The 24,651-nt window shown below is 66.6% G+C and carries 20 protein-coding genes and 1 pseudogene; 9 read left to right on the top strand and 12 right to left on the bottom strand.

What is annotated here, in order from left to right; genetic code table 11:
• Positions 1-74 precede the first annotated feature (74 nt).
• Positions 75-2,075, top strand: a complete 2,001-nt coding sequence (locus tag OSB52_RS08085; RefSeq protein WP_266061183.1) for a maltotransferase domain-containing protein — start codon at positions 75-77, stop codon at positions 2,073-2,075.
• Positions 1,999-4,323: a 1,4-alpha-glucan branching protein GlgB gene (gene glgB, locus OSB52_RS08080; RefSeq protein WP_372512376.1), complete on the top strand. Its 2,325-nt coding sequence runs from the start codon at positions 1,999-2,001 to the stop codon at positions 4,321-4,323. Before OSB52_RS08085 ends, glgB begins: the two co-directional genes overlap by 77 nt.
• 219 nt (positions 4,324-4,542) lie before the next feature.
• On the opposite strand, the gene OSB52_RS08075 is transcribed toward glgB, so the two are convergent.
• From OSB52_RS08075 to OSB52_RS08055, 5 genes are all read right to left on the bottom strand, one after another.
• A complete protein-coding gene (locus OSB52_RS08075; RefSeq protein ID WP_266061327.1) occupies positions 4,543-5,466 on the bottom strand; it encodes a tetratricopeptide repeat protein in 924 nt (307 codons plus the stop codon).
• Between the two features lie 70 nt (positions 5,467-5,536).
• Positions 5,537-6,766: an MFS transporter gene (locus tag OSB52_RS08070; RefSeq protein WP_235725186.1), complete on the bottom strand. Its 1,230-nt coding sequence runs from the start codon at positions 6,764-6,766 to the stop codon at positions 5,537-5,539.
• Positions 6,767-6,795: 29 nt separating this feature from the next.
• On the bottom strand, positions 6,796-7,101 hold the full coding sequence (locus OSB52_RS08065; protein WP_266061178.1) for a thiamine-binding protein: 306 nt from the start codon (positions 7,099-7,101) through the stop codon (positions 6,796-6,798).
• A gap of 14 nt (positions 7,102-7,115) precedes the next feature.
• On the bottom strand, positions 7,116-7,475 hold the full coding sequence (locus tag OSB52_RS08060) for a DUF3817 domain-containing protein (RefSeq protein ID WP_266061176.1): 360 nt from the start codon (positions 7,473-7,475) through the stop codon (positions 7,116-7,118).
• Positions 7,476-7,540: 65 nt separating this feature from the next.
• The gene (locus OSB52_RS08055) at positions 7,541-8,746 is read right to left on the bottom strand and encodes an acetyl-CoA C-acetyltransferase (protein ID WP_266061174.1); all 1,206 of its coding nucleotides are present in this window, start codon (positions 8,744-8,746) and stop codon (positions 7,541-7,543) included.
• A gap of 84 nt (positions 8,747-8,830) precedes the next feature.
• Here OSB52_RS08055 and mce point away from each other — a divergent pair, with 84 nt between their 5' ends.
• Positions 8,831-9,322 carry a methylmalonyl-CoA epimerase gene (mce, locus tag OSB52_RS08050; protein WP_235725190.1) on the top strand — a complete coding sequence of 164 codons (492 nt, stop codon included), beginning with the start codon at positions 8,831-8,833 and terminating at the stop codon, positions 9,320-9,322.
• A 77-nt stretch (positions 9,323-9,399) separates the two neighbouring features.
• Positions 9,400-10,446 carry a coiled-coil domain-containing protein gene (locus tag OSB52_RS08045; RefSeq protein ID WP_266061170.1) on the top strand — a complete coding sequence of 349 codons (1,047 nt, stop codon included), beginning with the start codon at positions 9,400-9,402 and terminating at the stop codon, positions 10,444-10,446.
• 62 nt (positions 10,447-10,508) lie between these two features.
• Here the strand turns inward: OSB52_RS08045 and nucS are convergent, their stop codons facing one another.
• From nucS to OSB52_RS08030, 3 genes are all read right to left on the bottom strand, one after another.
• Positions 10,509-11,192 carry an endonuclease NucS gene (gene nucS, locus OSB52_RS08040; protein ID WP_266061168.1) on the bottom strand — a complete coding sequence of 228 codons (684 nt, stop codon included), beginning with the start codon at positions 11,190-11,192 and terminating at the stop codon, positions 10,509-10,511.
• A gap of 36 nt (positions 11,193-11,228) precedes the next feature.
• Positions 11,229-12,713, bottom strand: a complete 1,485-nt coding sequence (gene glsA, locus OSB52_RS08035) for a glutaminase A (RefSeq protein WP_266061167.1) — start codon at positions 12,711-12,713, stop codon at positions 11,229-11,231.
• A 73-nt stretch (positions 12,714-12,786) separates the two neighbouring features.
• Positions 12,787-14,031 carry a helix-turn-helix domain-containing protein gene (locus tag OSB52_RS08030; protein WP_266061166.1) on the bottom strand — a complete coding sequence of 415 codons (1,245 nt, stop codon included), beginning with the start codon at positions 14,029-14,031 and terminating at the stop codon, positions 12,787-12,789.
• A gap of 167 nt (positions 14,032-14,198) precedes the next feature.
• Here OSB52_RS08030 and OSB52_RS08025 point away from each other — a divergent pair, with 167 nt between their 5' ends.
• Positions 14,199-16,043 carry a flavin-containing monooxygenase gene (locus OSB52_RS08025; RefSeq protein ID WP_266061165.1) on the top strand — a complete coding sequence of 615 codons (1,845 nt, stop codon included), beginning with the start codon at positions 14,199-14,201 and terminating at the stop codon, positions 16,041-16,043.
• 72 nt (positions 16,044-16,115) lie between these two features.
• Here OSB52_RS08025 and OSB52_RS08020 read toward each other — a convergent pair whose 3' ends face one another.
• Positions 16,116-17,153: an aliphatic amidase gene (locus tag OSB52_RS08020; RefSeq protein ID WP_266061164.1), complete on the bottom strand. Its 1,038-nt coding sequence runs from the start codon at positions 17,151-17,153 to the stop codon at positions 16,116-16,118.
• A 204-nt stretch (positions 17,154-17,357) separates the two neighbouring features.
• Here OSB52_RS08020 and OSB52_RS08015 point away from each other — a divergent pair, with 204 nt between their 5' ends.
• The 4 genes from OSB52_RS08015 (at position 17,358) to OSB52_RS08000 (ending at position 21,080) form a co-directional block, all read left to right on the top strand.
• Positions 17,358-18,434, top strand: coding sequence for an AAA family ATPase (locus tag OSB52_RS08015; RefSeq protein ID WP_266061162.1), 1,077 nt, complete (start codon positions 17,358-17,360; stop codon positions 18,432-18,434).
• Positions 18,424-18,849, top strand: a complete 426-nt coding sequence (locus OSB52_RS08010; protein ID WP_266061161.1) for a MarR family winged helix-turn-helix transcriptional regulator — start codon at positions 18,424-18,426, stop codon at positions 18,847-18,849. Before OSB52_RS08015 ends, OSB52_RS08010 begins: the two co-directional genes overlap by 11 nt.
• Positions 18,850-18,999: 150 nt before the next feature.
• Positions 19,000-20,082 (top strand): substrate-binding domain-containing protein, encoded by a 1,083-nt coding sequence (locus OSB52_RS08005; protein ID WP_266061160.1) that lies wholly within the window; start codon positions 19,000-19,002, stop codon positions 20,080-20,082.
• A 134-nt stretch (positions 20,083-20,216) separates the two neighbouring features.
• On the top strand, positions 20,217-21,080 hold the full coding sequence (locus OSB52_RS08000; protein ID WP_266061158.1) for a universal stress protein: 864 nt from the start codon (positions 20,217-20,219) through the stop codon (positions 21,078-21,080).
• A 39-nt stretch (positions 21,081-21,119) separates the two neighbouring features.
• Here OSB52_RS08000 and OSB52_RS07995 read toward each other — a convergent pair whose 3' ends face one another.
• The 3 genes and pseudogenes from OSB52_RS07995 to OSB52_RS07985 all read right to left on the bottom strand — a co-directional run.
• Positions 21,120-22,256, bottom strand: coding sequence for a thiamine pyrophosphate-dependent enzyme (locus tag OSB52_RS07995; protein WP_277615030.1), 1,137 nt, complete (start codon positions 22,254-22,256; stop codon positions 21,120-21,122).
• Positions 22,171-23,682: an IS1634 family transposase gene (locus tag OSB52_RS07990; RefSeq protein WP_266061155.1), complete on the bottom strand. Its 1,512-nt coding sequence runs from the start codon at positions 23,680-23,682 to the stop codon at positions 22,171-22,173. Before OSB52_RS07990 ends, OSB52_RS07995 begins: the two co-directional genes overlap by 86 nt.
• A gap of 120 nt (positions 23,683-23,802) precedes the next feature.
• Positions 23,803-24,387 (bottom strand): annotated as a pseudogene (locus OSB52_RS07985) (thiamine pyrophosphate-binding protein); the annotation flags it as partial.
• Between the last annotated feature and the right edge of the window lie 264 nt (positions 24,388-24,651).

Genomic DNA, 24,651 nt, shown 5'->3' with positions numbered 1-24,651 from the left:
CGGGCAGGGACGCCGGCGCCACCGAGCACCGCGGACATGGGTCATGTCAGGGGTTGGATGAGAGGAGGCCGCCGGTGATCGGGCGGATGGGGATCGACGATATCGCGCCTCTGGTGTCCGCCGGGCAAGTGCCGGCGAAAGCTGTTGTCGGTGAGCTGATCCCGATATCGACCACGGCGTGGCGGGAAGGTCACGACGCGATCGGGGTGACCGTGCATGTGGACGGTCCCGATCGACGCAGCCTGGACGTGCGGATGGAACCGGCGAGCGAACCCGATGTGTTCAACGCAGCCTTCGTCCCCGACGCCGTGGGCTACTGGGTGTTCCGGATCGAAGCGTGGAGTGACCCATATACGACGTGGCGGTCCGCGGTGCTCAAGAAGGTCGATGCCGGCCAGGGAGCCGGTGACCTCGCCAACGACCTCGAGGTCGGCGCACGGGTCCTCACCGATGCCCGCGATGTGGTGCCGGTCGACGCCCTGGAGATCCTCGACGACGCCATCGACCAGTTGCGCGCCCGCCGCCGCCGGGTGGAGAACCGGATCAACCTCGCTGTCTCCGACGAGGTGGCCGACCTGCTGACGACCTATCCGGTCCGCGAACTGGTGACCAAATCGCGGTCTTACCGGGTGTGGGTCGATCGCCGGCGCGCACTGTTCGGATCGTGGTACGAGTTCTTCCCGCGGTCTACCGGCGGGTGGGACAACGAGGGCCACCCGGTGCACGGAACGTTCCTGACCGCCGTCGACGACCTGCCGCGCATCGCGGGGATGGGGTTCGACATCGTCTATCTGCCGCCGATCCATCCGATCGGCAAGGTCAACCGCAAAGGCCGCAACAACACGCTTGTCGCCGGTCCCGACGATGTCGGCTCACCGTGGGCGATCGGCTCCGACGAGGGTGGTCACGACGCCATCCATCCGGCGCTCGGTACCCGGGAGGATTTCGCGTACTTCATCGCCCGGGCCGCCGAACTCGGCCTGGAAGTTGCCATCGATCTGGCGCTGCAATGCGCACCGGACCATCCGTGGGCCCGCGAACATCCCGAGTGGTTCACCACCCAGCCCGACGGAACGATCGCGTTCGCGGAGAACCCGCCCAAGAAATATCAGGACATCTATCCGCTGAACTTCGACAACGACCGCAACGGCCTCTATCGGGCGGTGCTGACGATGGTGCTCGGCTGGGTCGACCTGGGTGTCAAGATCTTCCGCGTCGACAACCCGCACACCAAACCCCCGAACTTCTGGGAGTGGCTGATCACCGAGGTGAAAAAGCGCAACCCGGAGGTGCTGTTCCTGTCCGAGGCATTCACCCGACCGGCGCGCCTGTACGGATTGGCCCGCATCGGCTTCACACAGTCCTACACCTACTTCACCTGGAAGACCGAGAAGTGGGAGCTCGAACAGTTCGGACGCGAGATCGCCGACCACGCCGATGAGGCACGACCCAATCTGTTCGTGAACACGCCCGACATCCTGCACGCCAGTCTGCAACACGGCGGTCCGGGCATGTTCGCGCTGCGGGCCGCGCTGGCCGCCACACTCGCACCGACCTGGGGTGTGTACAGCGGATACGAACTGTACGAACACGTTGCCGTCGCCGAGGGCAGCGAGGAGTATCTGCACTCGGAGAAGTACGAGCTCCGGCCGCGCGACCACAAGGCCGCGACGAGCCGAGGCGAGTCGTTGGAGCCGTGGATCACCAGCCTCAACGAGATCCGACGGCGCCATCCCGCATTGCAGCAACTGCGTCACATCACCTTTCACCACATCGACAATTCCGCGCTCATCGCTTACTCGAAATTCGACCCGGTCAGCGGTGACCGGGTCATCGTGGTGATCAACCTCAACCCGTTCGGTACCGAGAGCTCGACCGTCTGGCTGGACATGCCCGCGCTGGGCTTCGAATGGCAGGACCGTTTCACCGTCGTCGACGAGGTCTCAGGTCAGGAGTTCCATTGGGGGCAGGCCAATTACGTGCAGCTGGAGCCATGGCATGCGGTGGCGCACATCCTCGCACTCCCGCCCCTGGACACCGCCGCGGCCCGACGACTCGCCTACCGGATGCAGTGAGGTTGATGTGACCACCACCGACAACGGCCCCCGCCCGGAACCCTCGGCGTCGGATCACGACCTGCGCCGACTGTTCAGCCTGACCCATCCCGACCCGCACGCCTTCCTCGGCGCGCACGAGGCGTCGGGTGGATGGACCATTCTGCGGACGCTGCGTCCGGACGCCACGGCCGTCGTCGCGGTGATCGGCGGGGTCGATCACCCGATGGCGCGCCAAAGCGACGACCTGTGGGTGGTCGCGGTGCCGTACTCGGATCTGATCGACTATCGACTTCGGGTGACCTACCCGAACGCCCGAGGCGGGAATGACGAGTACGTCGTCGCCGACGGCTACCGGTTCCTGCCGAGTATGGGCGAACTCGACATCCACCTGTTCTCCGAGGGTCGCCACGAGTCGCTGTGGGATGTCCTCGGCGCACGGATCGTCTCATACACGACGCCCGACGGCGAGGTACGCGGAACCGCCTTCTCGGTGTGGGCGCCCAATGCGCACGGTGTCGCGGTGATCGGCGATTTCGACAACTGGACCGGCCGGCAGGCACCCATGCGGATGATCGGCAGCAGCGGTGTCTGGGAGGTGTTCATCCCCGATGTCGCCGCCGGTATGCGCTACAAGTTCCGCGTCCATGGCGCCGACGGCGTGATCCGCGACAAGGCCGATCCGATGGCCCGGCAGACACTGCCACCACCGTCGACGGTCTCGGTGGTCGGCGAATCGTCGTACACCTGGTCCGACGACGACTGGATCGCCCGTCGTGCGGCCACCGACGTCGCAGCCGAACCGATGAGCGTTTACGAGGTGCACATCGCGTCATGGCGTGCAGGTCTGTCCTACCGGGAACTCGCACACCAACTCGGCGACTATCTCGTCGAGAAGGGTTTCACCCACGTCGAGTTCCTGCCGGTCGCCGAGCATCCGTTCGGCGGATCGTGGGGCTATCAGGTCACCTCGTACTACGCACCGACCGCACGCTTCGGATCTCCCGACGACCTGCGCTATCTGATCGATCACCTACATTCTCTGGGCATCGGTGTGATCGTCGACTGGGTACCGGCGCATTTCCCGAAAGACGATTGGGCGTTGGCCCGCTTCGACGGGACCCCACTGTACGAAGACGGCGACCCCATGCGCGGCGAGCAGTTGGATTGGGGCACTTACGTCTTCAACTTCGGCCGGCGCGAGGTCCGCAACTTCTTGGTCGCCAACGCGCTGTTCTGGTTCGACCAGTTCCACATCGACGGCCTGCGCGTGGATGCGGTGGCCTCGATGCTCTATCTCGACTACTCCCGGCCAGCCGGCCAGTGGCGACCCAACATCTACGGTGGGCGCGAGAACCTCGAGGCCGTCCAGTTCCTGCAGGAGACCAACGCGACGGTGCACAAGCACTTTCCCGGCGTGGTCACCGTTGCCGAGGAATCCACCGCGTGGCCGGGCGTGACCCAGATGACCAATCTCGGCGGCCTCGGATTCACCTTCAAATGGAACATGGGGTGGATGCACGACACCCTCGGTTACCTCGGTCGCGACCAGATTCATCGCAGCTTCCACCACCACGAAATCACCTTCTCGCTGATGTACGCGTGGAGCGAGAACTTCGTGTTGCCGATCTCCCACGACGAGGTGGTGCACGGCAAGGGCACCCTGTGGAGCCGGATGCCCGGCGATTCGTTCACCAAGGCCAGCGGGGTCCGGGTGCTGCTGGCCTACATGTGGGCGCACCCCGGCAAGCAACTGCTGTTCATGGGCCAGGAGTTCGGTCAGACCGGTGAGTGGGCCGACAACCGCAGCCTCGACTGGTTCCAGATGGAGGGATGGGAAGGCGAACTCCACTCCGGCATCTCGGCATTGGTGGGCGATCTGAACCGGGTCTATCGCGCCAGCCCCGCTCTCTACAGCCAGGACACCACCCCTGACGGCTACGAGTGGATCGACGCCAACGACACCGCGAACAACGTGATCAGCTTCTTGCGGTTCGGCCGTGACGGCTCGGTGATGGCGTGTCTGTTCAACTTCTCCGGCAGCGAACGCGCCGACCACCGCGTCGGGCTACCCCGGTCGGGGACCTGGAACGAAGTCCTCAACACCGACTCGACCGACTACAGCGGGGCGGGCAAGGGCAACCTCGGCAGTGTCGTCGCCGATGGACCCGGCTGGCATGGGCGCGAGACGTCGGCGCAGGTGACGATCCCCGCCAACTCGGCCGTCTTCCTGGCGCCCGCGGAGGCTCATCCCACCACCACTCCCTGACGAGGGCCACACCCGCGAACGCCCCGCAACCACCACCCGCTCACAGGAGGGCCGGGCCCGTCACCCCCGCCCCCTGATGACGGCCGGAGCCTGCGGAAGCCCGTCACGAAGGGCATCGCAACCAAGCTTCCTCGGCTGCCGATCGACGGAAAACGCCGCCCAGTCAACGAAAAGCGGCGCCCAGTCAACGAGAAACGGCGCCCAGTCGACGGATAAGGATCAGTAGAGCGCGGTGGCCAGCTTCCGGCGCGCCGAGACGACGAATGGCTCCGCCGGGTCGAAGAGCTCGAACAGCTCCAGCAACCGGGTACGCGCGCGAGTGCGGTCGTCGCCGGCGGTGACCTTCACGACCGCGATGATCCGGTCGAAGGCGGCCTCGGGCTGCTGGGCGAGCAACAGTACGTCGGCCGCCGCCAGCTGAGCGTCGACGTCGGCGGGCGCGGCGGTATCGACGATGGCCGGGTCATGGGCCTGCGCGCGCAGCACGAACTCGAGGTTGCGTGCGGCCGATGCCGCCTCCACGTTCTGCGGCTCGGCTTCGGCGATCGCCCGATAGTCGTCGAGCGCACCGGCGAAGTCGCCCGCGTTGAGCTTCTCCTCGGCGGCGACCATGCGCGGATCGTCGGCTTCCGGCTCGGCGTCGACTGGGGCGGCGCCGGGCAGCACATCACCGAGTTGGGAGAGGATCTCCCCCACCCACTGGGAGATCTCGGCCTCCGAACGGACGCCGTTGAACGCCGCGACCGGCTGCCCCTGCGCGATCGCCACCACCATCGGGATGGACTGGGCACGGAACGCCTGCGCGATCCGGGGATTGGCCTCGACGTCGACCTTGGCCAGCACCCAGCTTCCCTGCGCCTGCCCGGCCAGCTTCTCCAGCACCGGCGACAGTTGTTTGCAGGGTTCGCACCACTCCGCCCACAGGTCCACCAGCACGAGCTGCTGCTGTGATCGCGCAAGCACCTCGGTCTCGAACGTTGCCTCGGTGATGTCGAGGACTGCCCCGCCATGCGCAGCTCCCGAGGCCGGTGCACCGTCGTCGGTCGACGGTGCCGGGCGCGGGGTCTGGTTGGGGCGCTGCGCCTGCTGTCGCTGCGCGTCGGCACGTTCCTTGAGGGCGGTCAGGTCGACCGCTCCCGACATGGCGACGGCCGCCGCCTGCTGCCGGGCGGCTGCGGCCGCCTGCTGCCGATTCGTTGGTCGAGTCACCCCTCTAGTGTGTCATGCCGCGATCGCGGGGAGCTTCCGCGGCGGCCGGTGCACGGACCACGCCCGCCGCGGCCGCAGCAAAGGCGAGGGCACCCACCGCGACGAGCAGGCCGATGCCGAGACTGGTACGGCTGCTGATGAACCCGACCACCGCCGGACCGGCGAGCATTCCCAGGTAACCGCATCCGACCACCAGGGAGATGGCGCGTCCGCTCGATTCGGTCGTCAGGTTGCCCGCAGCGGTGAAGATCTGCGGGATGAGCCCGGCCAGGCCGATACCGAACACACTCCATCCGGCGATCGCCCATCCCACTGACGGCGCGAGAACAGCCATCCCCATGCCGACGAGGCCGATCAGGGCACCGACGCGCACCACCACCATCGGTCCGACCGCCGCCGCGATGGGATCGATCCCGAATCGCGCGACGGTCATCGCTGCGCTGAACGCACCGAAGGCCACCGCGCCGAGCGATTCGGCAGTACCGAACGTGTCGACCACGTGCAGGGCGCTCCAGTCGTAAGCGGTGCCCTCGGCAAGCATGAGCGCGAATGCCACCGCCGCCAGCAGGACCAGTCGCCGACGATCGATCCCGCGCCACCAGCGGCCAGACGATTCGGCCGGCCGTGACCCCGACGGTGTCCGCATCGAGGCATCCACCGTGACCAACAGGTGTGCACTGGTGATCGCGGCGACGGCGAACCCGACGATCGTGGCCGCACCGACCGTGGCAATGACACCGACATCACGCCAGAGGGTGAGTGCCACCACGCCCGAGCCGATGAGGCTGCCGATGGAGAAGAATCCGTGAAACGACGACATGATGGGCCGGTCGTACCGCCGCTCGACGGCCACTGCCTGTGCGTTCATCGAGACGTCGAGAGCACCGTTGGCGAAACCGAACCCGGCCAGCGCCAGGGCCAGGGTCGCCAGGTCGTGCGCGGCCACCGGGCCAAGGATCACCGCGGACAGCACGGCTGCGGCGACTGTTGTAGTTGGTTTCGATCCCCATCGATCGATGATCGGTCCGCACACCTGCATGCCGACGAACGCGCAGCCCCCGAGCAACAGCAACAAGGCGCCGAGCTGATCCTCCGACACCCCGGTCCGATTCACGATCACCGGGATGTGGGCGACCCACATCGCTGCCAGAAAACCGTTGAGGGCAAAGACCGCGGACGCCGCGGTGCGCGCTCGGCGGTCACGAGTCGTCGTGTCGGCGCGAGTGGACCTCATGGCGCCATCGTGTCAGTCCGGCTGCCGGTTCAGTCCAGCAGCCGGTCGACGCGGGCGACCTTGCCGGCGAGTTCGTCCGTGTGGCCCGGACGGATGTCGGCTTTGAGGACAAGGCCGACGCGCGGCGCCTGGGCCGCGACGGCGTCGGTGGCACGTTTGACCACCGCCATCACCTCATCCCACTCGCCCTCGACGTAGGTGAACATCGCGGTGGTCTGATGGGGCAACCCCGATTCGCGCACCACGGCCACGGCCGCAGCAACCGCAGCGCTCATCCCGCCGTCCGAGTCGACGGCATCGCCTCCGGAGGGGCTGAGGCTGAAGGCGACGATCATCGCGCCACCACTCCTCAGGCGGCCACGCGCTGCGGCGTGGTGTCCACCGACAACTCGGCCAGATGACCATTGCGCTGCGCCCACCACTCGAACACCAGGGTGCCGAAGGGCGGGATCGAGGACACCAGCGCCCATGCCGTGACCTTCAGACCCCACCGCAGCTGCACTGCGGTGATCAGTGAGACCACCACGAACACGACGAAGACGATGCCGTGAACCATCCCCGGGATCGCCACCGCCTCCTCGTGGCCGAGAACCCACTTGAAGAACATGGCGATCAACAGGGCCAGCCACGTGATGGCCTCGAGGACGGCGACCAGTCGGAAGCGCTTGGCCGGAGTGGTGAGATCAAAGAATTGCGACATGTGTCCCATTGTGCCGAATCGGACAGAAAACTACGACGATGTGTAGTAGAAATCTCGCCAGAGACCGTCGGGGCTCAACTCTTGGGCACCCGCACGATCAAGGCATCGCCCTGGCCACCGGCCCCGCAGAGCGCGGCCGCACCGACGCCGCCGCCGCGTCGCTGCAGTTCCAGCGCCAGGTGCAGGGTGATGCGGGCACCGGACGTCCCGATCGGATGCCCGACCGCGATGGCCCCGCCGTTGACGTTGACAATCTCCGGGTCGACGCCGAGCTGCTTGGTGGAGGCGAGTCCGACCGCCGCGAAAGCCTCGTTGATCTCGATGAGATCGAGATCAGCGGGCGTGATACCCGCCCGTGCGCACGCCTTCTCGATCGCGTTGGCGGGCTGGGCCTGCAAGGTCGAGTCCGGTCCGGCGACCACGCCGTGCGAACCGATCTCGGCGAGCCAGGCCACCCCCAGTTCGGTGGCCTTCGCCTTGCTCATCACGATGACTGCGGCCGCACCGTCGGAGATCTGCGACGAGTTGCCCGCGGTGATGGAGCCGTCCTTACGGAAGGCCGGTCGCAGCCCGGCCAGCGAGTCGGCGGTGGTGTCGGCGCGCACACCCTCGTCCTCGACGAACGAGATCGGGTCACCCTTGCGCTGCGGAATGCTGACCGGAACCACCTCGTCGGCGAAGACACCGTTCTTCCACCCGATCGCCGCACGCTGGTGGCTGCGCGCCGCAAATTCGTCCTGCTCGGCCCGGGTGAACCCGTCGGTGTCGTTGCCCTGTTCGGTCAACGCACCCATCGGCTGATCGGTGAACGCGTCCCACAGGCCGTCGTAGGCCATGTGATCGACGAGTTCGGTGTTGCCGTACTTGAAACCATCGCGGCTACCGGGCAACAGGTGCGGGGCCTGCGTCATCGACTCCTGACCACCGGCGACCACGCAGTCGAACTCGCCGGCCCGGATCAGCTGGTCGGCCAATGCGATCGCGTCGATGCCCGATAGACACATCTTGTTGATGGTCAATGTGGGCACATCCCACCCGATGCCCGCCTTGACCGCGGTCTGGCGGGCGGGCATCTGGCCGGCTCCGGCGGTGAGGACCTGACCCATGATCACGTACTCCACGGCCGAGGCGGGCACTCCCGAACGCTCCAGCGCGCCCTCGATGGCCACGGCGCCGAGATCGACGGCACTGAAACCCTTGAGTGAGCCCTGCAGTCGACCGAAGGGCGTCCGCGCCCCGGCGACGATGACCGTCGAGAACTGATCGGTGGACGTGGACATATGAGGACCTCCAACATCGGCCGAGCAGGCCGACCGAGCGCCCGCTCTGTGAGCTTCTTCTACCCTCAACGCTACCGTTAGGACATGAGCACCTCAGCAACAGACCCCGCAGCCTCGGCGACCGCCGTCATCGCCGACCTCGTCACCGCCATCGACCATGTCGGGATCGCGGTCCCCGATCTCGACGCAGCCAAGAAGTGGTACCTCGACCATCTCGGCTTCGCGACGCTGCACGAGGAGACCAACAGCGAACAGGGCGTCATCGAGGCGATGGTCGGCCCGCAGTCGGCCAGTTCCACTGGCGGCGCGGTGATCCAGCTGCTCGCCCCACTCAACGACGAATCGACCATCGCGAAGTTCCTCGACCGCAACGGACCGGGACTGCAGCAGCTCGCGGTGCGGGTCACCGACGTCGATGCCGTCACCGAGCGTCTCACCGCAGCCGGCGTGCGAGTGCTCTACCCGCAGCCGCGTCGTGGCACCGCGGACTCGCGGATCAACTTCGTGCACCCGAAGGACGCCGGCGGGGTACTGCTGGAATTGGTCGAGCCTGCGACCGGTGCCGCAGCGCACTGAACTGGCTGTGCACTGATCGCCGCAGCTCACCGATTCCTGAGGTCGCGGCGGTTCGCCTCTGAGTTAGACTGTGCCGCATGTCAGCTCCGGCACCGCGAAACCTCCCGTTCGCAGTCGTCATGCGCGGTTTCGACCGTGAGCAGGTGACCGAACATCTGCAACGGGTTGATGCCGAGTTGCGGGTGCTCGCGGCCGATCGCGACGCCGCCACCGCGAACGCGCACGAACTCGTCGCGCACCTCGAGGAAGCCCGCGACGAGATCGAGGAGTTGCGCCGTGAGGTCGACAAGCTGTCGGTCCCGCCGACCACTGCGCAGGGGATGAGCGAGCGTCTCGGTCGCATGCTGCAGCTGGCGTCCGACGAGGCCTCCGAGATCCGCGCGGACGCCGCCGCCGAGGCGGCCGAGCTCACCTCGATCGCCCGGCAGGAGGCGGCGATGGCCCGCGACGATGCCGAGGCCGACGCCACACGCATCCGCGAGGAGGCGCAGGAGACGGCTCGCAAGACCATCGCCAAGGCCGACGAGCACGCCCGCAAGGTCCGCGAGGACGCCGACGCGCTGGCGGAACGGTCTGCGGAAGAGGCGGACGAAGCCGCGCGGCTCATCGCCGAACGGACCGCGGCGATGGAAGCCGAACACAAGGAAACGATGACCGCCGCCCGCGACGAGGCGCGGCGGATCGTCACCAAGGCCAAGGGCGAGGCGGCCGAACTCGAGCTGCAGAGCACCCGCGCGCGCCAGTCCGAGCGCGAGCGCCATGATGCCGAACTCGCCGCGCAGCGCGACCGGGCCCGCCATGAGGCGCAGCGGATGAAGGACACCGCGCAGGAGATCGCCACCGAGCGACTGGCGCGATCCCGGGAACTCGCCGCTCAGGCCGACCAGGCGCGCAAACAGATCGCCGAGCAACTGAGCCGGGTCCGTGATGAGGTGGCCAAGCTGCCGGTGCAGTTGTCCGAACGGCATCAAGACCTCGCCGACCTCACCGAGACCGACGACGCGGAGCTACTCAACCGCGCACTGTCCGCGCAGTCGCAGATCAAGCGTTCGGGCGCCAACGGAACAGGTGCGTCGTCGAGCGCATCCCCGGTCGGAGCCGGCGGCGAGGCGTCAGCACGCTGACCCCGCACTGATCGCGGACGGGCGACGCTCTTCGAAACGGCTGCGCAGAGCGGCTGCCGGAGTCAGAACAGCCGGAACTCGGTGCTCTCGGCACCACGCAGTTCGTCGTAGTCCAGAACCAGGCACCGAATTCCGCGATCCTCGGCAAGGGTGCGGGCCTGCGGTTTGATCTGCTGCGCGGCGAACACCCCGGAGACCGGGGCCAGAATCGAATCCCGGTTGAGCAACTCCAGGTAGCGGGTGAGTTGCTCGACGCCGTCGATCTCCCCCCTCCGCTTGATCTCCACCGCCACCGTCGCCCCTTCGGCATCCCGGCACAACAGATCCACCGGGCCGATCGCGGTCATGTATTCGCGACGGATCAGTGTGTGTCCGGTGCCCAGCGTGTCGACATGTTCGGCCAACAGTTCTTGCAGATGCGCCTCGACCCCATCCTTCACCAGGCCGGGATCCACCCCGAACTCGTGGGCCGAGTCGTGTTCGATCGAGGCGATGGTGATGCGGAGCTCTTCGCCGGTCTTGTTGGTGACCACCCAGTAAGCCTCGGCCTCGACCCCGTCGGGCACCGGCGCCTCGGTCATCCAGCACGGCGGGCTCATCCAGTTCAGCGGCTTGTAGGCACGGTCGTCGGCGTGCACGCTGACCGACCCGTCGGACTTGATCAGCAGCAACCTCTTCGCCATCGGCAGGTGTGCGGTCAAACGGCCGACATAGTCCACTTGGCATTCCGCGATAACCAGACGCACGGGGGTCAGCTTAACGGTGACCGCCCGCGCCACCGGTCACGCCCCGCCGAACATCTCGCCACGGCTGTAGCGACGTTTGAGCTGAAACGCCTCGGCATCACTCACCGCATCCTCCATCGTGGCGTGCACGTGTGGCAACGTCGGGTCAAAACCTCGAAGCGCTTCGGGCGCAATGATATCGGGGACAACATGGTCATGTCGGTGTCGTTCTACACTGGCCCGGAGAACGCCGTCGGGGTCGACGACCATCGCCTTGCGGCCGCGCTCGGCGAGTCGGTGTTTGAAGGACAACACCATCGTTCGCGCCACCGGGTCGATGATGCCGATGCGCGAGATGTCGATGATCACCAGGTCGTAGTGGTCGGCGTCGGTTTCCAGGCGTCGCATCGCCGCCTCCGCGCCGGAGAAGGTCAGGTCGCCCTGCAGTTCGTAGACCCGCACGCGATCCCGGCACGTCCGCAGGTAGCCGCGCTCGCGTTCTGTCCAGTCCGCGCCGACCTCGAACTCCCCGATGTCATAGGTGGCGCGCATGGTCACCCGGCTCTCCCGCGTCACGTTGAACATGTGCAACCCCAGATCGGTGGACAGATGCCGACAGGTGTCGATTCCCCGCACGCTGTTGCCGTGCGCATCCAGCCGCGGCGAGTACACCCCGATTCCCAGCTGCCCGGGCAGGATCGCGAGGATCCCGCCTCCCACGCCGCTCTTGGCCGGCAACCCCACCGACGACACCCAGTCCCCCGCGCCGTCGTACATTCCACAGGTGGTCATCACCGAGAGCACCCGCTGCGCCACCTCCGGAGACACGATCTGACGACCGGTGCGCGGATTGACTCCACCCGTGGCGAGCGTGCAGCCGATCACCGCGAGGTCGTCGGTGGTCACCCGCAGCGAACACTGCCGCAGGTAGAGATCGAGCGCCGCCTCCGGATCGGCGTCGAGAACCCCGAAGCTGTCGAGCATGTAGGCGATCGCCCGGTTGCGGGCACCGGTACGCCTCTCGGACCGATAGACCGCGTCGTCGATGTGCAGTCGCCGACCCGCGCATGCCGAATAGAACGACACGAGGTCGTCGAAGACGGTGTCGACAGTCCGGACCTCGAGGGATTCGCTGTCCAGGGTTGCGGAGTCGTCGTCGCGGACCTGCGGCAACAACAGCGACGCGGACATGATCGCACCCGCGTTGATCATCGGGTTCTTCGGTCTGCGAGCACCGTCCACGCTGATCTCGTTGAACGCCTCCCCCGAGGGCTCCACGCCGATCTTGGCGTCGACCTCCCGCGGACCGAGCCGCGTGAGCACCAGCGCGTAGGTCAACGCCTTCGAAATCGACTGGATGGTGAACTGCGCGGCACTGTCGCCGTGGGAGTAGAGATGCCCGTCGTGCATACACAGCGACAACCCGTAACCATCCGGGTCCACCCGCGTGAGTTCGGGAATGTAGTCGGCGACCGCGCCCGCCCGATCGGTGGCGCACAGAGTCATGATGTGGCGGAGATATCCGTCGACAGGGGTGCTCACCCACCGAATGTAGCGAGCCGACGCGCCCCGGCCCGAGTTACCCGACGCGCAGAACGCGCCGGGTGGCGTCCGGTCAGCCGACGGACGCGTCGGGGCCGTGGTCGACCCGAGCCGAGACACCAGCCACGAAGCGATAGGGGTTGGCCGCGAGCAATCCACCGAGATGCTTTCGCAGCCGGGACATCTCAGCCCGCACCGTGATCGTGCGATCGTCGGCGCCGAACAGGTGCCGCGACATCTGCGCTGCGCTGCAGCCGTCGGGATGGTGCGCGAGAAGCGCCAGGATCTCCGCGTGCCGGGGCGACGGTGTGATCGTCCATTGCCCGCTGCTACCGGTCACCGTCACCGAAGGTGACCGGCGATCACGCCAGTCGAGGTGCAGCACCGTCTCCGACGCCACGGAGTCCACCGCCGCGACCCGCACCAGCCAGCCACCGGGCAACGGATCGAGGTCGCATTCTCCCAGGCTCCGCACCCAGACCCGGCCGGGCTCGGCATGGCGGGGCAGACTCAGCCGGCTGCACGGCGTGACGGCGTCCACCGCCGCCACCCATCCATCGTTGTCCACCGCCAGCGCGGGACTGTTCAGGCGCGAAAGCATCGGCGCCGCGACGGACCGGAGCTGATCGAGCGAGCGACGGTGGTGGTCACGCAGGCGCGCCTCGGCGAGCTTGGCGACCACGTCGACCAGGGCGACGGTGGTCGGGTGGATGGTGGCTGCCGGCCCGCTCACGTCGACGACGCCGATCAGATCACCGGTCCGCGGATCCCGGATCGGCGCCCCGGCGCACGTCCACGAATGGTGGGTGCGCACGAAGTGTTCCGCGGAGAAGACCTGCACGGCGTGGCCGGACATCAGTGCGGTGCCGATGGCGTTGGTGCCGACCGCATTCTCTCCCCAGTTCGCACCCTCGACGAACCCGAGTCTGTCCGCCCGGTGCATCACTCGCGGCGCCCCGCTGCGCCAGAGCACGCGCCCGTGCGCATCCGCGACGACGAGGATGTTGTCGCCATCGGCGATCACCGAGTCGAGCCCGGCGGTGAGGTCGTCGAGCACGGGCGCCAACCCGGAGTCGAGTCGGCGGGCCTCGAGGTCGGCGACGTCGAGACCGGCCCCGGCGGCTCCGACGTCGGGATCAACCCCGGCGTGCAGTACGCGATCCCACGACTCGCCGATCACCGATCGCGGCCGAGCGGGCATCTTCTCACCGGCCATCGCGGCGTCGTACACCGCACAGAGCAGCTGTGCGTAGTGCCGCGGGTCGTCGGCCGCGGACACCGCGGGCTCGATTCCGGCGTGCGCATCAATTGTCGACACACCTCGATTGTGCTCCGGATCACAGCCGTGCCGCAAAATTCGATCGGGGTTGCAGAGGGTTGCAGCCGCTCGACCCTGGGTCGCAACCCGATGCAACCCTTTCGCCACAACCTGGGCGCACGGTGTGCTGTGGATCACACAGAGCAACGTCAACCCGAGGAGAAACCATGACCCAGACCTTGGAGCCACCGGTCACCGGGACCGTGAACGACCCACAACAACGCGTCGACATCTGGCTCACCGAATTCGAGGCCGCCCTCGTCGCCCGCGACGTGGCCCGCGCGACCGGCCTGTTCGCCACCGACAGCTTCTGGCGCGACCTGGTGGCGTTCACCTGGAATCTCAAGACCGTCGAAGGTCGCGAACAGATCGGCGACATGCTGAACGCGCGTCTCGACGACACCGCTCCGCACGCGTTCCGGACGAGCGAACCCCCGACCGCCGACGACACAGGCGTGGTCACCGCCTTCATCGAGTTCGAGACCGCAACCGGGCGCGGCGTCGGGCACCTGCGCATCAAGCCCGACGACGAGCAGGGCACGGATCTCGGGTGGACGCTGCTCACGACGTTGCAGGAACTCAAGGGTCACGCGGAACCGGCCGGTCCGACCCGGGTGATGGGTGCCGTACACGGCTCCGACCCCGACCGCCGATCCTGGGCACAGAAACGCGACGATGAAGAGGCTGCGCTGGGCCGGACCGTCCAGCCGTATGTTCTCGTGATCGGCGGTGGGCAGGGTGGTATCGCGTTGGGGGCGCGCCTGCGTCAGCTCGGCGTGCCCTCGATCGTGGTCGATCGACACGACCGCCCCGGCGATCAGTGGCGTCAGCGGTACAAGTCGCTGTGCCTGCACGACCCGGTGTGGTACGACCACCTGCCCTATCTCCCGTTTCCCGACAACTGGCCGGTGTTCGCACCCAAGGACAAGATCGGCGACTGGCTGGAGTTCTACACCAAGGTGATGGAGGTGCCGTACTGGAGCAAGACCACCTGCACCTCGGCGTCCTACGACGAGGATGCCGCGCAGTGGACCGTCGAGATCGACCGCGACGGCGAGCCGATGACGCTGCATCCCACCCAGTTGGTGCTCGCGACCGGCATGTCGGGCAAGCCCCACGTGCCGACGATCCCCGGGCAGGACGTCTTCGCCGGCGACCAGCACCACTCGAGCCAACATCCGGGTCCGGACGGTTACGCGGGCCGCAAGGTGGTGGTGATCGGGTCCAACAACTCAGCTCACGACATCTGCAAAGCCTTGGTGGAGAACGGGATCGACACGACCATGGTGCAACGGTCGTCGACCCACATCGTGCGGTCGGATTCGCTGATGGAGATCGGCCTCGGCGCCCTCTACAGCGAGGAGGCGGTGGCGTCGGGGATGACCACCAAGAAGGCCGATCTGACCTTCGCGTCCCTGCCATACCGAATCATGCACGAATTCCAGATTCCGCTCTACGATCAGATCCGCGAGCGCGACAAGGACTTCTACGATCGTCTCGAGGCCGCCGGGTTCGATCTCGATTTCGGCGACGACGACTCCGGGCTGTTCATGAAGTACCTGCGTCGAGGGTCCGGTTACTACATCGACGTCGGCGCGTGTGAGCTGATCGCCGATGGCTCGATCACGCTCGAACACGGCGAGATCGACCACCTCACCGAGCGCAGCGTGATCCTCGCCGACGGCACCGAACTCCCGGCCGACGTGGTGGTCTACGCGACCGGGTACGGCTCGATGAACGGCTGGGCGGCCGACCTGATGGGCCAGGACGTGGCCGACCGCGTCGGCAAGGTGTGGGGCCTGGGATCTGACACCACCAAGGATCCCGGCCCGTGGGAGGGCGAGCAGCGCAACATGTGGAAGCCGACACAGCAGCCGGGCCTCTGGTTCCACGGCGGCAATCTGCATCAGTCACGCCATTACTCGCTGTACCTCGCCCTGCAGCTCAAGGCCCGCTACGAGGGCATCCCGACGCCGGTGTACGGCCTGCAGGAGGTCCACCACCTCAGCTGATCACGACCGACCGGGAGATCATCGCGCCACCGCGCCGGGTCCGCCACGAGCGGGTCCGGCGCGGTTGCATCGTCAGGCCTCCATCACCTTCTCGGTCGGCAGGTCGTAGACCGGGCACTCGGCAACCCCGATCGTGTCGCGGGTGATGGCCTCGACCTGTCGCTGGGTGGCCTCGGCGTCGGTTACCCAATTGCGGTAGAAGTCGAAGGGGCACTCGGCAACCCCCTTGTCGCCATCGCCACCGGCGAGTACGCCCGTGTAGCCACGGTGGAGCAACTTGAACAAGTGGTTTTGCGACTGATCGTGGCGGCGGGCGTCACGGATCGTGGACAACGACAACTGCGCGTACTGCACCCCGTACTCTTCCTCGCCGCATTCGCCGAGGGTGCGGCCATCGAAGCCGATGATCGAGCTGTGCCCGAAATAGGAATACACACCGTCCCACCCGGTGGCGTTCGCGACGGCGACGTAGCAGTTGTTGGCCCAGGCCATCGCCTTGGCCATCAGGACCTGCTGGTCCTTGGCCGGATACATGTAGCCCTGCGGCCGGACGACGAGTTCGGCGCCCTTCATCGCGCAGTCCCGCCAGATCTCCGGATAATTGCCGTCGTCGCAGATGATCAACGAGATCTTGAGACCCTTGGGCCCGTCGGTGACATAGGTCTGGCTGCCCGGATACCACCCCTCGATCGGCGTCCATGGCAGGATCTTCCGATACTTCTGCACGATCTCGCCTTCGTCGTTGATGAGCACGAGCGTGTTGTATGGCGGCTTGTTCGGATGGTCTTCGTGCCTCTCCCCGGTGATCGAGAAGACACCCCAGGTCCCGGCCTCCCGGCAGGCGGTGGAGAAGATGTCGGTTTCGTCGCCGGGAACCGTGGCGGCGGTGGCGTACATCTCGTCGTTGTCGTACATGATGCCCTGGGTCGAATACTCCGGGAACACAACCAGATCCATGCCGGGTAACCCGGACTTCATGCCGCGCACCATCTCCGCGATCGCTTTGGCATTGTCGAGGACCTGCTCGCGGGTGTGCAACCGGGGCATCTTGTAGTTCACCACCGCGACGCCGACGGTGTCCGGGCTCGATGAGATGTCGCCGTGACGCATAACAACTCCTTGTTGTGGTTGATCGTGAACTGATGTCGTCGTAGCGGAAATTACTTTCAAACGGAAGCTTGTCCGCGCTCGACACGTAACCGGTCCGGTGTTGCCACAAAGTTTCCACGCCATGGAGATCACATGAAGCGCGCGCACGGTGGGCGCACGGGCCGCAGATGATCTACTTTCAAACGGAAGCGAAGGAGGAAGACCATGTCGGGACACGCCGCGGTGAAGTTCTCCGACCTCGACACCACGAACGGATTCCGCCTCGGTGACCTGCGCTCCCCGGCCTACCTCGCCGCCTCGCTGCGAGGGTCGATCATCGGACAGGACACCGCGGTCGACGCGGTCGTGCGCGCCGTCACCATTGCCGCGGCGGGCTTGCATGATCCGCACCGGCCGATCGCGTCACTGCTCCTCGTGGGTCCGACCGGGGTGGGCAAGACCGAGCTGGCCCGACAGGTCGCACACCACATCCGCGGGGATGCCGACAACCTGTGCCGGGTCGACATGAACTCATTGGCGCAGGAGCACTACGCCGCATCACTGTCGGGCGCCCCACCCGGCTATGCCGGTTCCAAGGAACAGTTCACGCTGTTCGATCGGGACGAGGTCGAGGGCAGTCTCTCGCGTCCGGGAGTGGTGCTCTTCGACGAGGTCGAGAAAGCACACCCCACCGTGCTGCGGTCGCTGCTGCAGATCCTCGACACCGGCACCCTGCGTCTGGCTTCCGGGACCACGACCATCGACTTCCGTAATGCGATCGTGCTGTTGACATCGAACCTCGGCTCCCGCGAGGTGCACGACATGCGACGCCCGTGGCGCGAGCAACCGGCTCGACTGCTGACCCGCAACGCGCTCGACGGCGTCTTCGGCCGACGCCGGGACGAAACCCGCGTCGTGCTGGATTCGGTGCGGGCGTTCTTCGACCCGGAGTTGTTCAACCGCTTCGACGAGGTCATCACGTTCACGTCGATCGACGGCGGCGTCGCGCATCGAATCGTCGATCTGGAGGTCGACCGCCTGGTCCGCTCCCTGGCCACCCGCAATGTGCAATGTCAGGTCAGCACGGCCGCACGCGAACGGCTCGCCGAGGTCGGATTCGACCCCCGGTACGGCGCGCGAGCGCTTCATCGGGTCCTGCGACACGAGCTCTGTGCGCCGATCGCGACGCTGATGGTCCGGCCCGACCGAGACCCCGCGCGACCCGTGCGCATCATCGTGGATCGCGACGGGGACAACCTGTCGTTCTTGGATACGACCGAGGAGAGCATCGATGCCCGCTGACCCGAATCCCGACCCGATGCTGCTGCAACTGCTGCGCGCGGTCGCGCTCCTCGAGGACCAGATGGCACCGGTGTTCGATGAGCTCGGCGTCACCGCCGAACAGTGGCGGATTCTGGTGATCCTCGCCGGGGCAGAGGGCGACGGACACACGATGACCGAACTGTCCCGTCTGGCCGTGTTGCCGCCGGCCACGACCACGCGCGCAATCGACAAACTGATCTCGCTCGCCCTCGTCTACCGCCGCGTCGACCCCGCGGATCGACGGCGCGTGATGGTGTTCCTGAGTCCGCACGGCTCCGGTGCGCTCGCCGCGGTCGACGATCGCCAACGGCAGATCGAGCGCGACTTGGCGACGTCAGTCGGCTCTCGCCGGTATCTCGCACTCGGGGACAGCCTGGCCCACTTGACCCGGTGAGCAGCACCCGGCATTCACTGCGATCGCTTCCGAAGGACGACACCCGACAGACGCAAATGTCGCGCAACGACCTGATCTGTGCGAAACCCGCTGGAAACGCGTCTGGCGCACACTGGAATCGGTCTCCACAGCACACGAGGATTCACACTGATGCACCTGGGCATGGTCATTCCGCAGAGCGGTCCCTCGGGGATCTTCGGGCCGTCCTGCGCGGCGAGCGCGCAACTGGCCGTGGAGGAGATCAACCAGCGCGGCGGGATCCTCGGTCGCGAGGTCACCGTGACGACGATCGACGGTGGCGCACCGGTCGAGCAGGTCGCCGCCGCCGTCAGTACACACCTCGGCCCGAGTTGTGGATCGATCCCCCGATTCGATGCCGTGGTCGGCTGGCACACGTCAGCTGTAAGACGCCGGTTGGTCCGTGTCCTGCGCGGCGAGATCCCGTACGTCTACACGGCGGTGTACGAGGGCGGCGAAGGTGCGCGGGGCACGTTCATGACCGGCGAGGTGCCCGACGCGGCCCTGCTGCCCGCATTTGAGTGGCTGTCACAGCAGCTCGGTGCGCGCCGATGGGTGGTTGTGGGCAGTGATTACATCTGGCCGCGTGCCACGGCAGCGACGGTCACCGCGCACCTCAATGCCGACTCCTCGCCGACGCAGGTGCAATCCCAGATCTTCTGCCCACTCGGCACCTCCGAGTTCGGCGATGTTCTCGACCATATCGAGGCGTCCGGTGCGACGGCAGTTCTCGTGCTGCTCCTGGGCGAGGACGCAGTGCAGTTCAACCGTGCGTTCGGCGCCCGCGGGCTCGACGGACGCTGTGTACGGCTCTCATCACTCATGGACGAGAACATGCTGTTGGGTTCCGGCGACGGCGGTACGCGAAATCTCTACTCGGTGTCGGGGTACTTCGAGTCGCTCGCGACTCCGTACAGTCTCGACTTCGAACAGCGTTACGTGCGGCGCTTCGGGGTGGCCGCACCGCCGCTGACCTCACCGGGCGAGTCGTGCTTCGAGGGCGTGACGTTGCTCGACGAACTGATCCGTCGGGCCGGGTCCACACATCCGCGGGCGATCGAGTGGGCTGCAGGCGAATCGCCGGTGTATACGAGTCCTCGCGGCGAAGTGCGATTCTCGGCACGGCATCTGCGTCAGGCGATGTACGTCGCGCAGGCCGATGGCCTCGAGTTCGACATCCTGGCCCAGGTCGGCGACCCATCAACGGCCGCCTGACCTCGCTCTGGCGGCCATCGCGACGGTTTCATCATTGCGCTCCACGCATCCCGCAGCGGTGAATGTGTCCCACAGCGCTGCGTGGCACAGTGGTCGCATCGTAGGATTTCACGGGCCCACGATCGGAGTACACGATGAAGTTGCTCGTCGCCTACCTGGCCACACCCGGCGGGGAGGACGCAGTCGCCTTCGGCGCATGCCTTGCCCGGACCTTCGGCGCCTCACTGGACATCGCGGTCGTCATACCTCCGGACCCGCCCGAGACCATCACGAGCGCGGCAGGGTTCGCCGAGGCGCTGGACGAAGCGGCCAGACAGTGGGTCGCCGGCGCCGCAGACCTGGTGCCCGGCGATGTCGTCGCAGAAACGCATGTCGTGGTCGACGAGCATGTCGCCCACGGCCTGATCACCGAGATCGAACGGGTCGGCGCCACGATGCTGGTGGTCGGTGCGTCCGGGGGCGGCATCACCGGGCGCCATTCGCTCGGTTCGGTCGTCAACGACCTCTTGCATTCATCACCGGTTCCCGTCGCGCTCGCGCCCCGAGGCTTCAGCCACACCGGGGCAGAGCGAATTCGCGAGATCACCACCGCGATCGGCAGTCGCCCCGGCGCCGAGATCCTCCTCGACACCGCCCTCGCCCTCAGTGCTCGCGGCGACCTCCCATTACGCCTGCTGTCGCTTGTTTCCCGCGACGACATCACCGGCCGCACCACTGACGACGAGGCGGTTGCCCGTGCCGTGGACCTCGCCAACACTTCGTTGGAGACGGCCCACAAGCGGCTGTCCGATCAGACACCGATCGCGTCCACCCTCGCTCAGGGACGCAACGTCGAGGAGGCGGTCAGCAGTGTCGAGTGGCACGACGGAGACATGATCATGGTCGGTTCGAGCAGACTCGCGGCACCGGGCAGGCTGTTCTTGGGGGCCACAGCCGCCAAGATGATGAGCGTCCTCGCGGTTCCGCTACTGGTGGTGCCCGGACCCGACCGCGAGTGACCGCCTCGCGTCGCCGCCGTGAGCGCCCCGTCGCAGCGTTCAGAGCAACGAGGGAACCGCCGCGTTGATCGCGACTTCCAGCAGCGTCGGTCCTGAACGGTCCCGTGCTGCGGCGACCTCGGCGGCCACCTCCGCCGGAGTCGACGCCCGCACACCATGGCATCCGTATGCCGTGGCCAGTGCCACGAAATCGATACCGGGTATATCGAGACCGGGCACGCCGGGAGTGTCCTCCAGCTCCGCGAAGGCCTTGAGGATCGCGTACTCGCCGTTGCGTGGCACCACGAACAGGATGTCCAACCCGTGTTGCGCGGCGGTCCAGATCGACTGCACCGAATACTGGAACGAACCGTCACCGATGATGGCCACCACCGCTCGTCGCCGACCGCTGTCGCTCTCCGCCAACGCGATCCCGACACTCGCAGGCAGGTTCCACCCCAACCCGCCACTGGCAAAGGTATAGAAGGAGTCCGGCTCGGTGATCGGCCACTCCGCGTGCAGGTCGGCCAGGTTCGACGGTGACTCCTCCACCAACACGGTGTCCGCCTCGCACGCACTGCGCAACGTCGCGAAGAGTTGCCGCGCACTCATCACCGCATCCGCGGCCGTCGCGTCCGTCGGCGGGTGCGGCGCCATCCGATGCTCCTGCGGGGTCAACGCCTCCGGCTCACGCCGGTCCCGCCGCAGCGCGCCGACCAGCATCTGCATCGCGACACCCGCACTCGAGACCAGGCTGTCACCGACGGGCGCCCGTGCCGCCTCGGCAGGGTCGTCGGTGATGTGCAGCAGACGCAGGCCGTCGGGGAGGTAAGGGCCGGCCACGTATGGGTAGTACCGGAACACCGGTGCCCCGATGATCACCGCGAGGTCGTGCCCGCGCAGACGTTCAGCGAGTGGACCCGTTGCAAACGGCAGCCCACCCACGTACAGCGGATGGTCCTCGGGAAACGGGGCACGCTCTGATGCCGGCGCGGCCCACACCGGGGCCCCGACCCTCTCCGCGAGCTCCACCGCGACATCCCATGCCCGATCCCGGGCGACCGCTGCGCCGAAGATCAACACCGGACGCTCCGACCTGAGTTGGACCTCCTTAGTGCCTGGCGTTGATGGCGGTGAGGATCGTTTCGGCGTCGTCGTCGAGCGGGGTGCGGGCGGTGAGGGGGTGACCGTCCACATCGACGATGACGGTGTGGATTCGGCGCAGCGTCTGCACGATCTTCTTGATCGACATACCGGTGCGGTTCTGCAGGTCACGAGCGATGGCGAGAGCAGCGAACACGATGGTCAGGTGCGCCTCGATTGCATCGCGGGTGCGGTGAAAGATCGGCCGTGCTTTCAGATCGGATTTGGCCATCCGGAACGACTGCTCGACTTTCCACAGGTCGTGGTAGGCCGCGACCACCGCATGCCCGTCCATCACCTCCGGTGCGATGTTGGTGACGTAACCTTTGTAGCCGGCCGCGGCGCGGGCACGCTCGATGGACTCGTCATCGAGTGCGACCTTCTGCCCGGAGATCTTCACAAATCGTTGCTTACGCAACGGTTCTGCCTTGTCGGCCACACGTTGAGCCCGCAGGATCTGAGCGTTGAGGGTGCGGTTGTCGCGGCGATCACGTGCCCAGGTGTAGTGCCACACCACCCGCCGGTCGCGGCGATCGGCACCGGTTCCCATGCCTCGGGTCAGCTCGACGACACCACCGTCGTCGATGTAGTTGCCGCGCCGCCCGAAATGCTCCTCCAACTCTTTGGGCGCCTTGGAGGTTCGTGCGGCGACAATGAACTTCAGGCCGGCGTCCTCGAGGGCGTTGAGGTTGGCGGCCGAGAGCATGCCGGCATCGGCGACGACGACCATGTCGGTGATCTCGTGGCGTTCGACGAAACCGGTGATGACCGGAATCAGCGTTGTCGTCTCCGCTTTATTGCCCTCGAACACATGAATGTCGAGTGGGAATCCGTTGCGCGCCACCAACAAACCGACCGTGATCTGCGGATCAACGCGGCGTTCTTTCCTCATCCCGACCTTGCGGAGCTGGTCTTCGTCCTCGGCTTCGAAATGCAACGTGGTCAAGTCGTAGAGCACCAGCGCCACACCGGGTCCCTGCGCGGTGACGTGATCGAGGCAGGCTCTCGATAATTGGCGGCGGTAGTCGCGGTCGACACATCGGGCCAACGCGCGTTTGATGCTCGACAGGTGCGGCGCATCGATGCCGATGTCGTCGAGCACGCGCCCGGTGTCGAGTTTGCTGGTCGGCTCGACCAGCCGCGCGCACACCAACGCGGCGAAGGTGTCATCGCCGAGCACACCGAAGCCCAGCCGCCGATACGAGCTGGTCAAAGTGGTCCACAACAGTTCGCTGGAATAGCGGGTGATCACCGCCTCGCCCGCGGCCCGCACCTGTTCTGCCCCCGATAATTGCAGGTCAAGGTGTTGCTGGCCGGCGTCGATCTTGCCTTTGGCCACCGCGATCAACGCCGCCAACTCCGCCTCGGTATGCGCGGAACCGATATGTTCCACGATCCGCCGGCGACCCTGCACGGTCTCGGCGATCTGCACCGCGGTCGCCCCCGACGCGGTCCTCACCTTCCGGACATACGGGCTCACCAACCGACCATATCCGACACATTTAGTGCTCGAGATTCGAGGCCACCAACGCCCTGACCAGCACCAACAATCAACCGAACCCCGAAAATCCGGTCAGGAGGTCCAACTCAGGTCCGAGTCGTCGATGGCGGTGGCGAATTCCTGCAGTCGGACCGGATCGGCGGCTACGTCGGTGGCGACCGTACGCACATCAGCGCCCCCGATCGCCGGCTTCTCCCAATCGTCGAGCGGCAGCGAGAGAAACACCGGCCCCGCCGGCGGTTGGACCGCTGTCGCGTAGGCCCGCATGAACGCAGCCGGAACGTCCTCGGCGCGCACCGGTTGGTAGGCCCACTTGACCCACGGCCGCGGCAACAACTCCGGCTCTACATTGGTCAGCCACGGCTCGAGCAGCAGCATCTCTCGAGTCTGCTGACCCGCCGTCACAATCAGCGGCGTCCGATTCATCGACGCCGAGATCAGGTTGCCCATCGCATTGCCCAAACCGGCCGCGGTGTGCACATTCACCAGGGCGGGATTACCGGTGCCCTGGCTGTAGCCGTCCGCGATCGCCATGACCGAGGCCTCCTGGAGCGCCAGGACAAACCGGAAATCGGACGGGAAGTTCTTCACGAAGGTCTCTTCGGTGGAACCGGGGTTGCCGAAAACCGTTGTCAGGCCGAGTTCACGCAGCAGTTGATGGGTGACGTCCCGAACGGTCGGCACGGCTTACCTCGTCTCGACGAAGGCGGACTTCGGATCGGAGTGCTCGTGATCTTCAACGCTAAGGCATCACGGCTGCAGGTGTCGCCGATCCGGCAGAACGGTCAGAATCGCGGAAACCGCGACCCACGCCTGCCTTGACGTCGCCCCTCGGGGGTGCGTGGATGTTGCGCAGTTATGTCGGGCGGGTGTGGACAGTTTCTGTAGCGGCGGGGCTGGGTGTGGGTATGCCGAAGGCCCCCAACGGTGTTGGGGGCCTTCGGTGAA

This window comes from Gordonia aquimaris, from assembly GCF_026262595.1.
Taxonomy (GTDB): Bacteria; Actinomycetota; Actinomycetes; order Mycobacteriales; family Mycobacteriaceae; genus Gordonia; species Gordonia tangerina.
This window is presented reverse-complemented; position numbering and strand designations above follow the sequence as displayed.

What these genes read in the sequence shown, in the direction of transcription:
- glgB (WP_372512376.1), top strand. Translation starts at nt 1,999, where the DNA reads ATGCGGTGGCGCACATCCTCGCACTCCCGCCCCTGGACACCGCCGCGG.
- OSB52_RS08075 (WP_266061327.1), bottom strand. Translation starts at nt 5,466, where the DNA reads ATGTCGGGAGCGGTCGACCTGACCGCCCTCAAGGAACGTGCCGACGCG.
- OSB52_RS08070 (WP_235725186.1), bottom strand. Translation starts at nt 6,766, where the DNA reads ATGAGGTCCACTCGCGCCGACACGACGACTCGTGACCGCCGAGCGCGC.
- OSB52_RS08065 (WP_266061178.1), bottom strand. Translation starts at nt 7,101, where the DNA reads ATGATCGTCGCCTTCAGCCTCAGCCCCTCCGGAGGCGATGCCGTCGAC.
- OSB52_RS08060 (WP_266061176.1), bottom strand. Translation starts at nt 7,475, where the DNA reads ATGGGACACATGTCGCAATTCTTTGATCTCACCACTCCGGCCAAGCGC.
- OSB52_RS08055 (WP_266061174.1), bottom strand. Translation starts at nt 8,746, where the DNA reads ATGTCCACGTCCACCGATCAGTTCTCGACGGTCATCGTCGCCGGGGCG.
- mce (WP_235725190.1), top strand. Translation starts at nt 8,831, where the DNA reads ATGAGCACCTCAGCAACAGACCCCGCAGCCTCGGCGACCGCCGTCATC.
- OSB52_RS08045 (WP_266061170.1), top strand. Translation starts at nt 9,400, where the DNA reads ATGTCAGCTCCGGCACCGCGAAACCTCCCGTTCGCAGTCGTCATGCGC.
- OSB52_RS08025 (WP_266061165.1), top strand. Translation starts at nt 14,199, where the DNA reads ATGACCCAGACCTTGGAGCCACCGGTCACCGGGACCGTGAACGACCCA.
- OSB52_RS08020 (WP_266061164.1), bottom strand. Translation starts at nt 17,153, where the DNA reads ATGCGTCACGGCGACATCTCATCGAGCCCGGACACCGTCGGCGTCGCG.
- OSB52_RS08015 (WP_266061162.1), top strand. Translation starts at nt 17,358, where the DNA reads ATGTCGGGACACGCCGCGGTGAAGTTCTCCGACCTCGACACCACGAAC.
- OSB52_RS08010 (WP_266061161.1), top strand. Translation starts at nt 18,424, where the DNA reads ATGCCCGCTGACCCGAATCCCGACCCGATGCTGCTGCAACTGCTGCGC.
- OSB52_RS08005 (WP_266061160.1), top strand. Translation starts at nt 19,000, where the DNA reads ATGCACCTGGGCATGGTCATTCCGCAGAGCGGTCCCTCGGGGATCTTC.
- OSB52_RS08000 (WP_266061158.1), top strand. Translation starts at nt 20,217, where the DNA reads ATGAAGTTGCTCGTCGCCTACCTGGCCACACCCGGCGGGGAGGACGCA.
- OSB52_RS07995 (WP_277615030.1), bottom strand. Translation starts at nt 22,256, where the DNA reads ATGTGGACGGTCACCCCCTCACCGCCCGCACCCCGCTCGACGACGACG.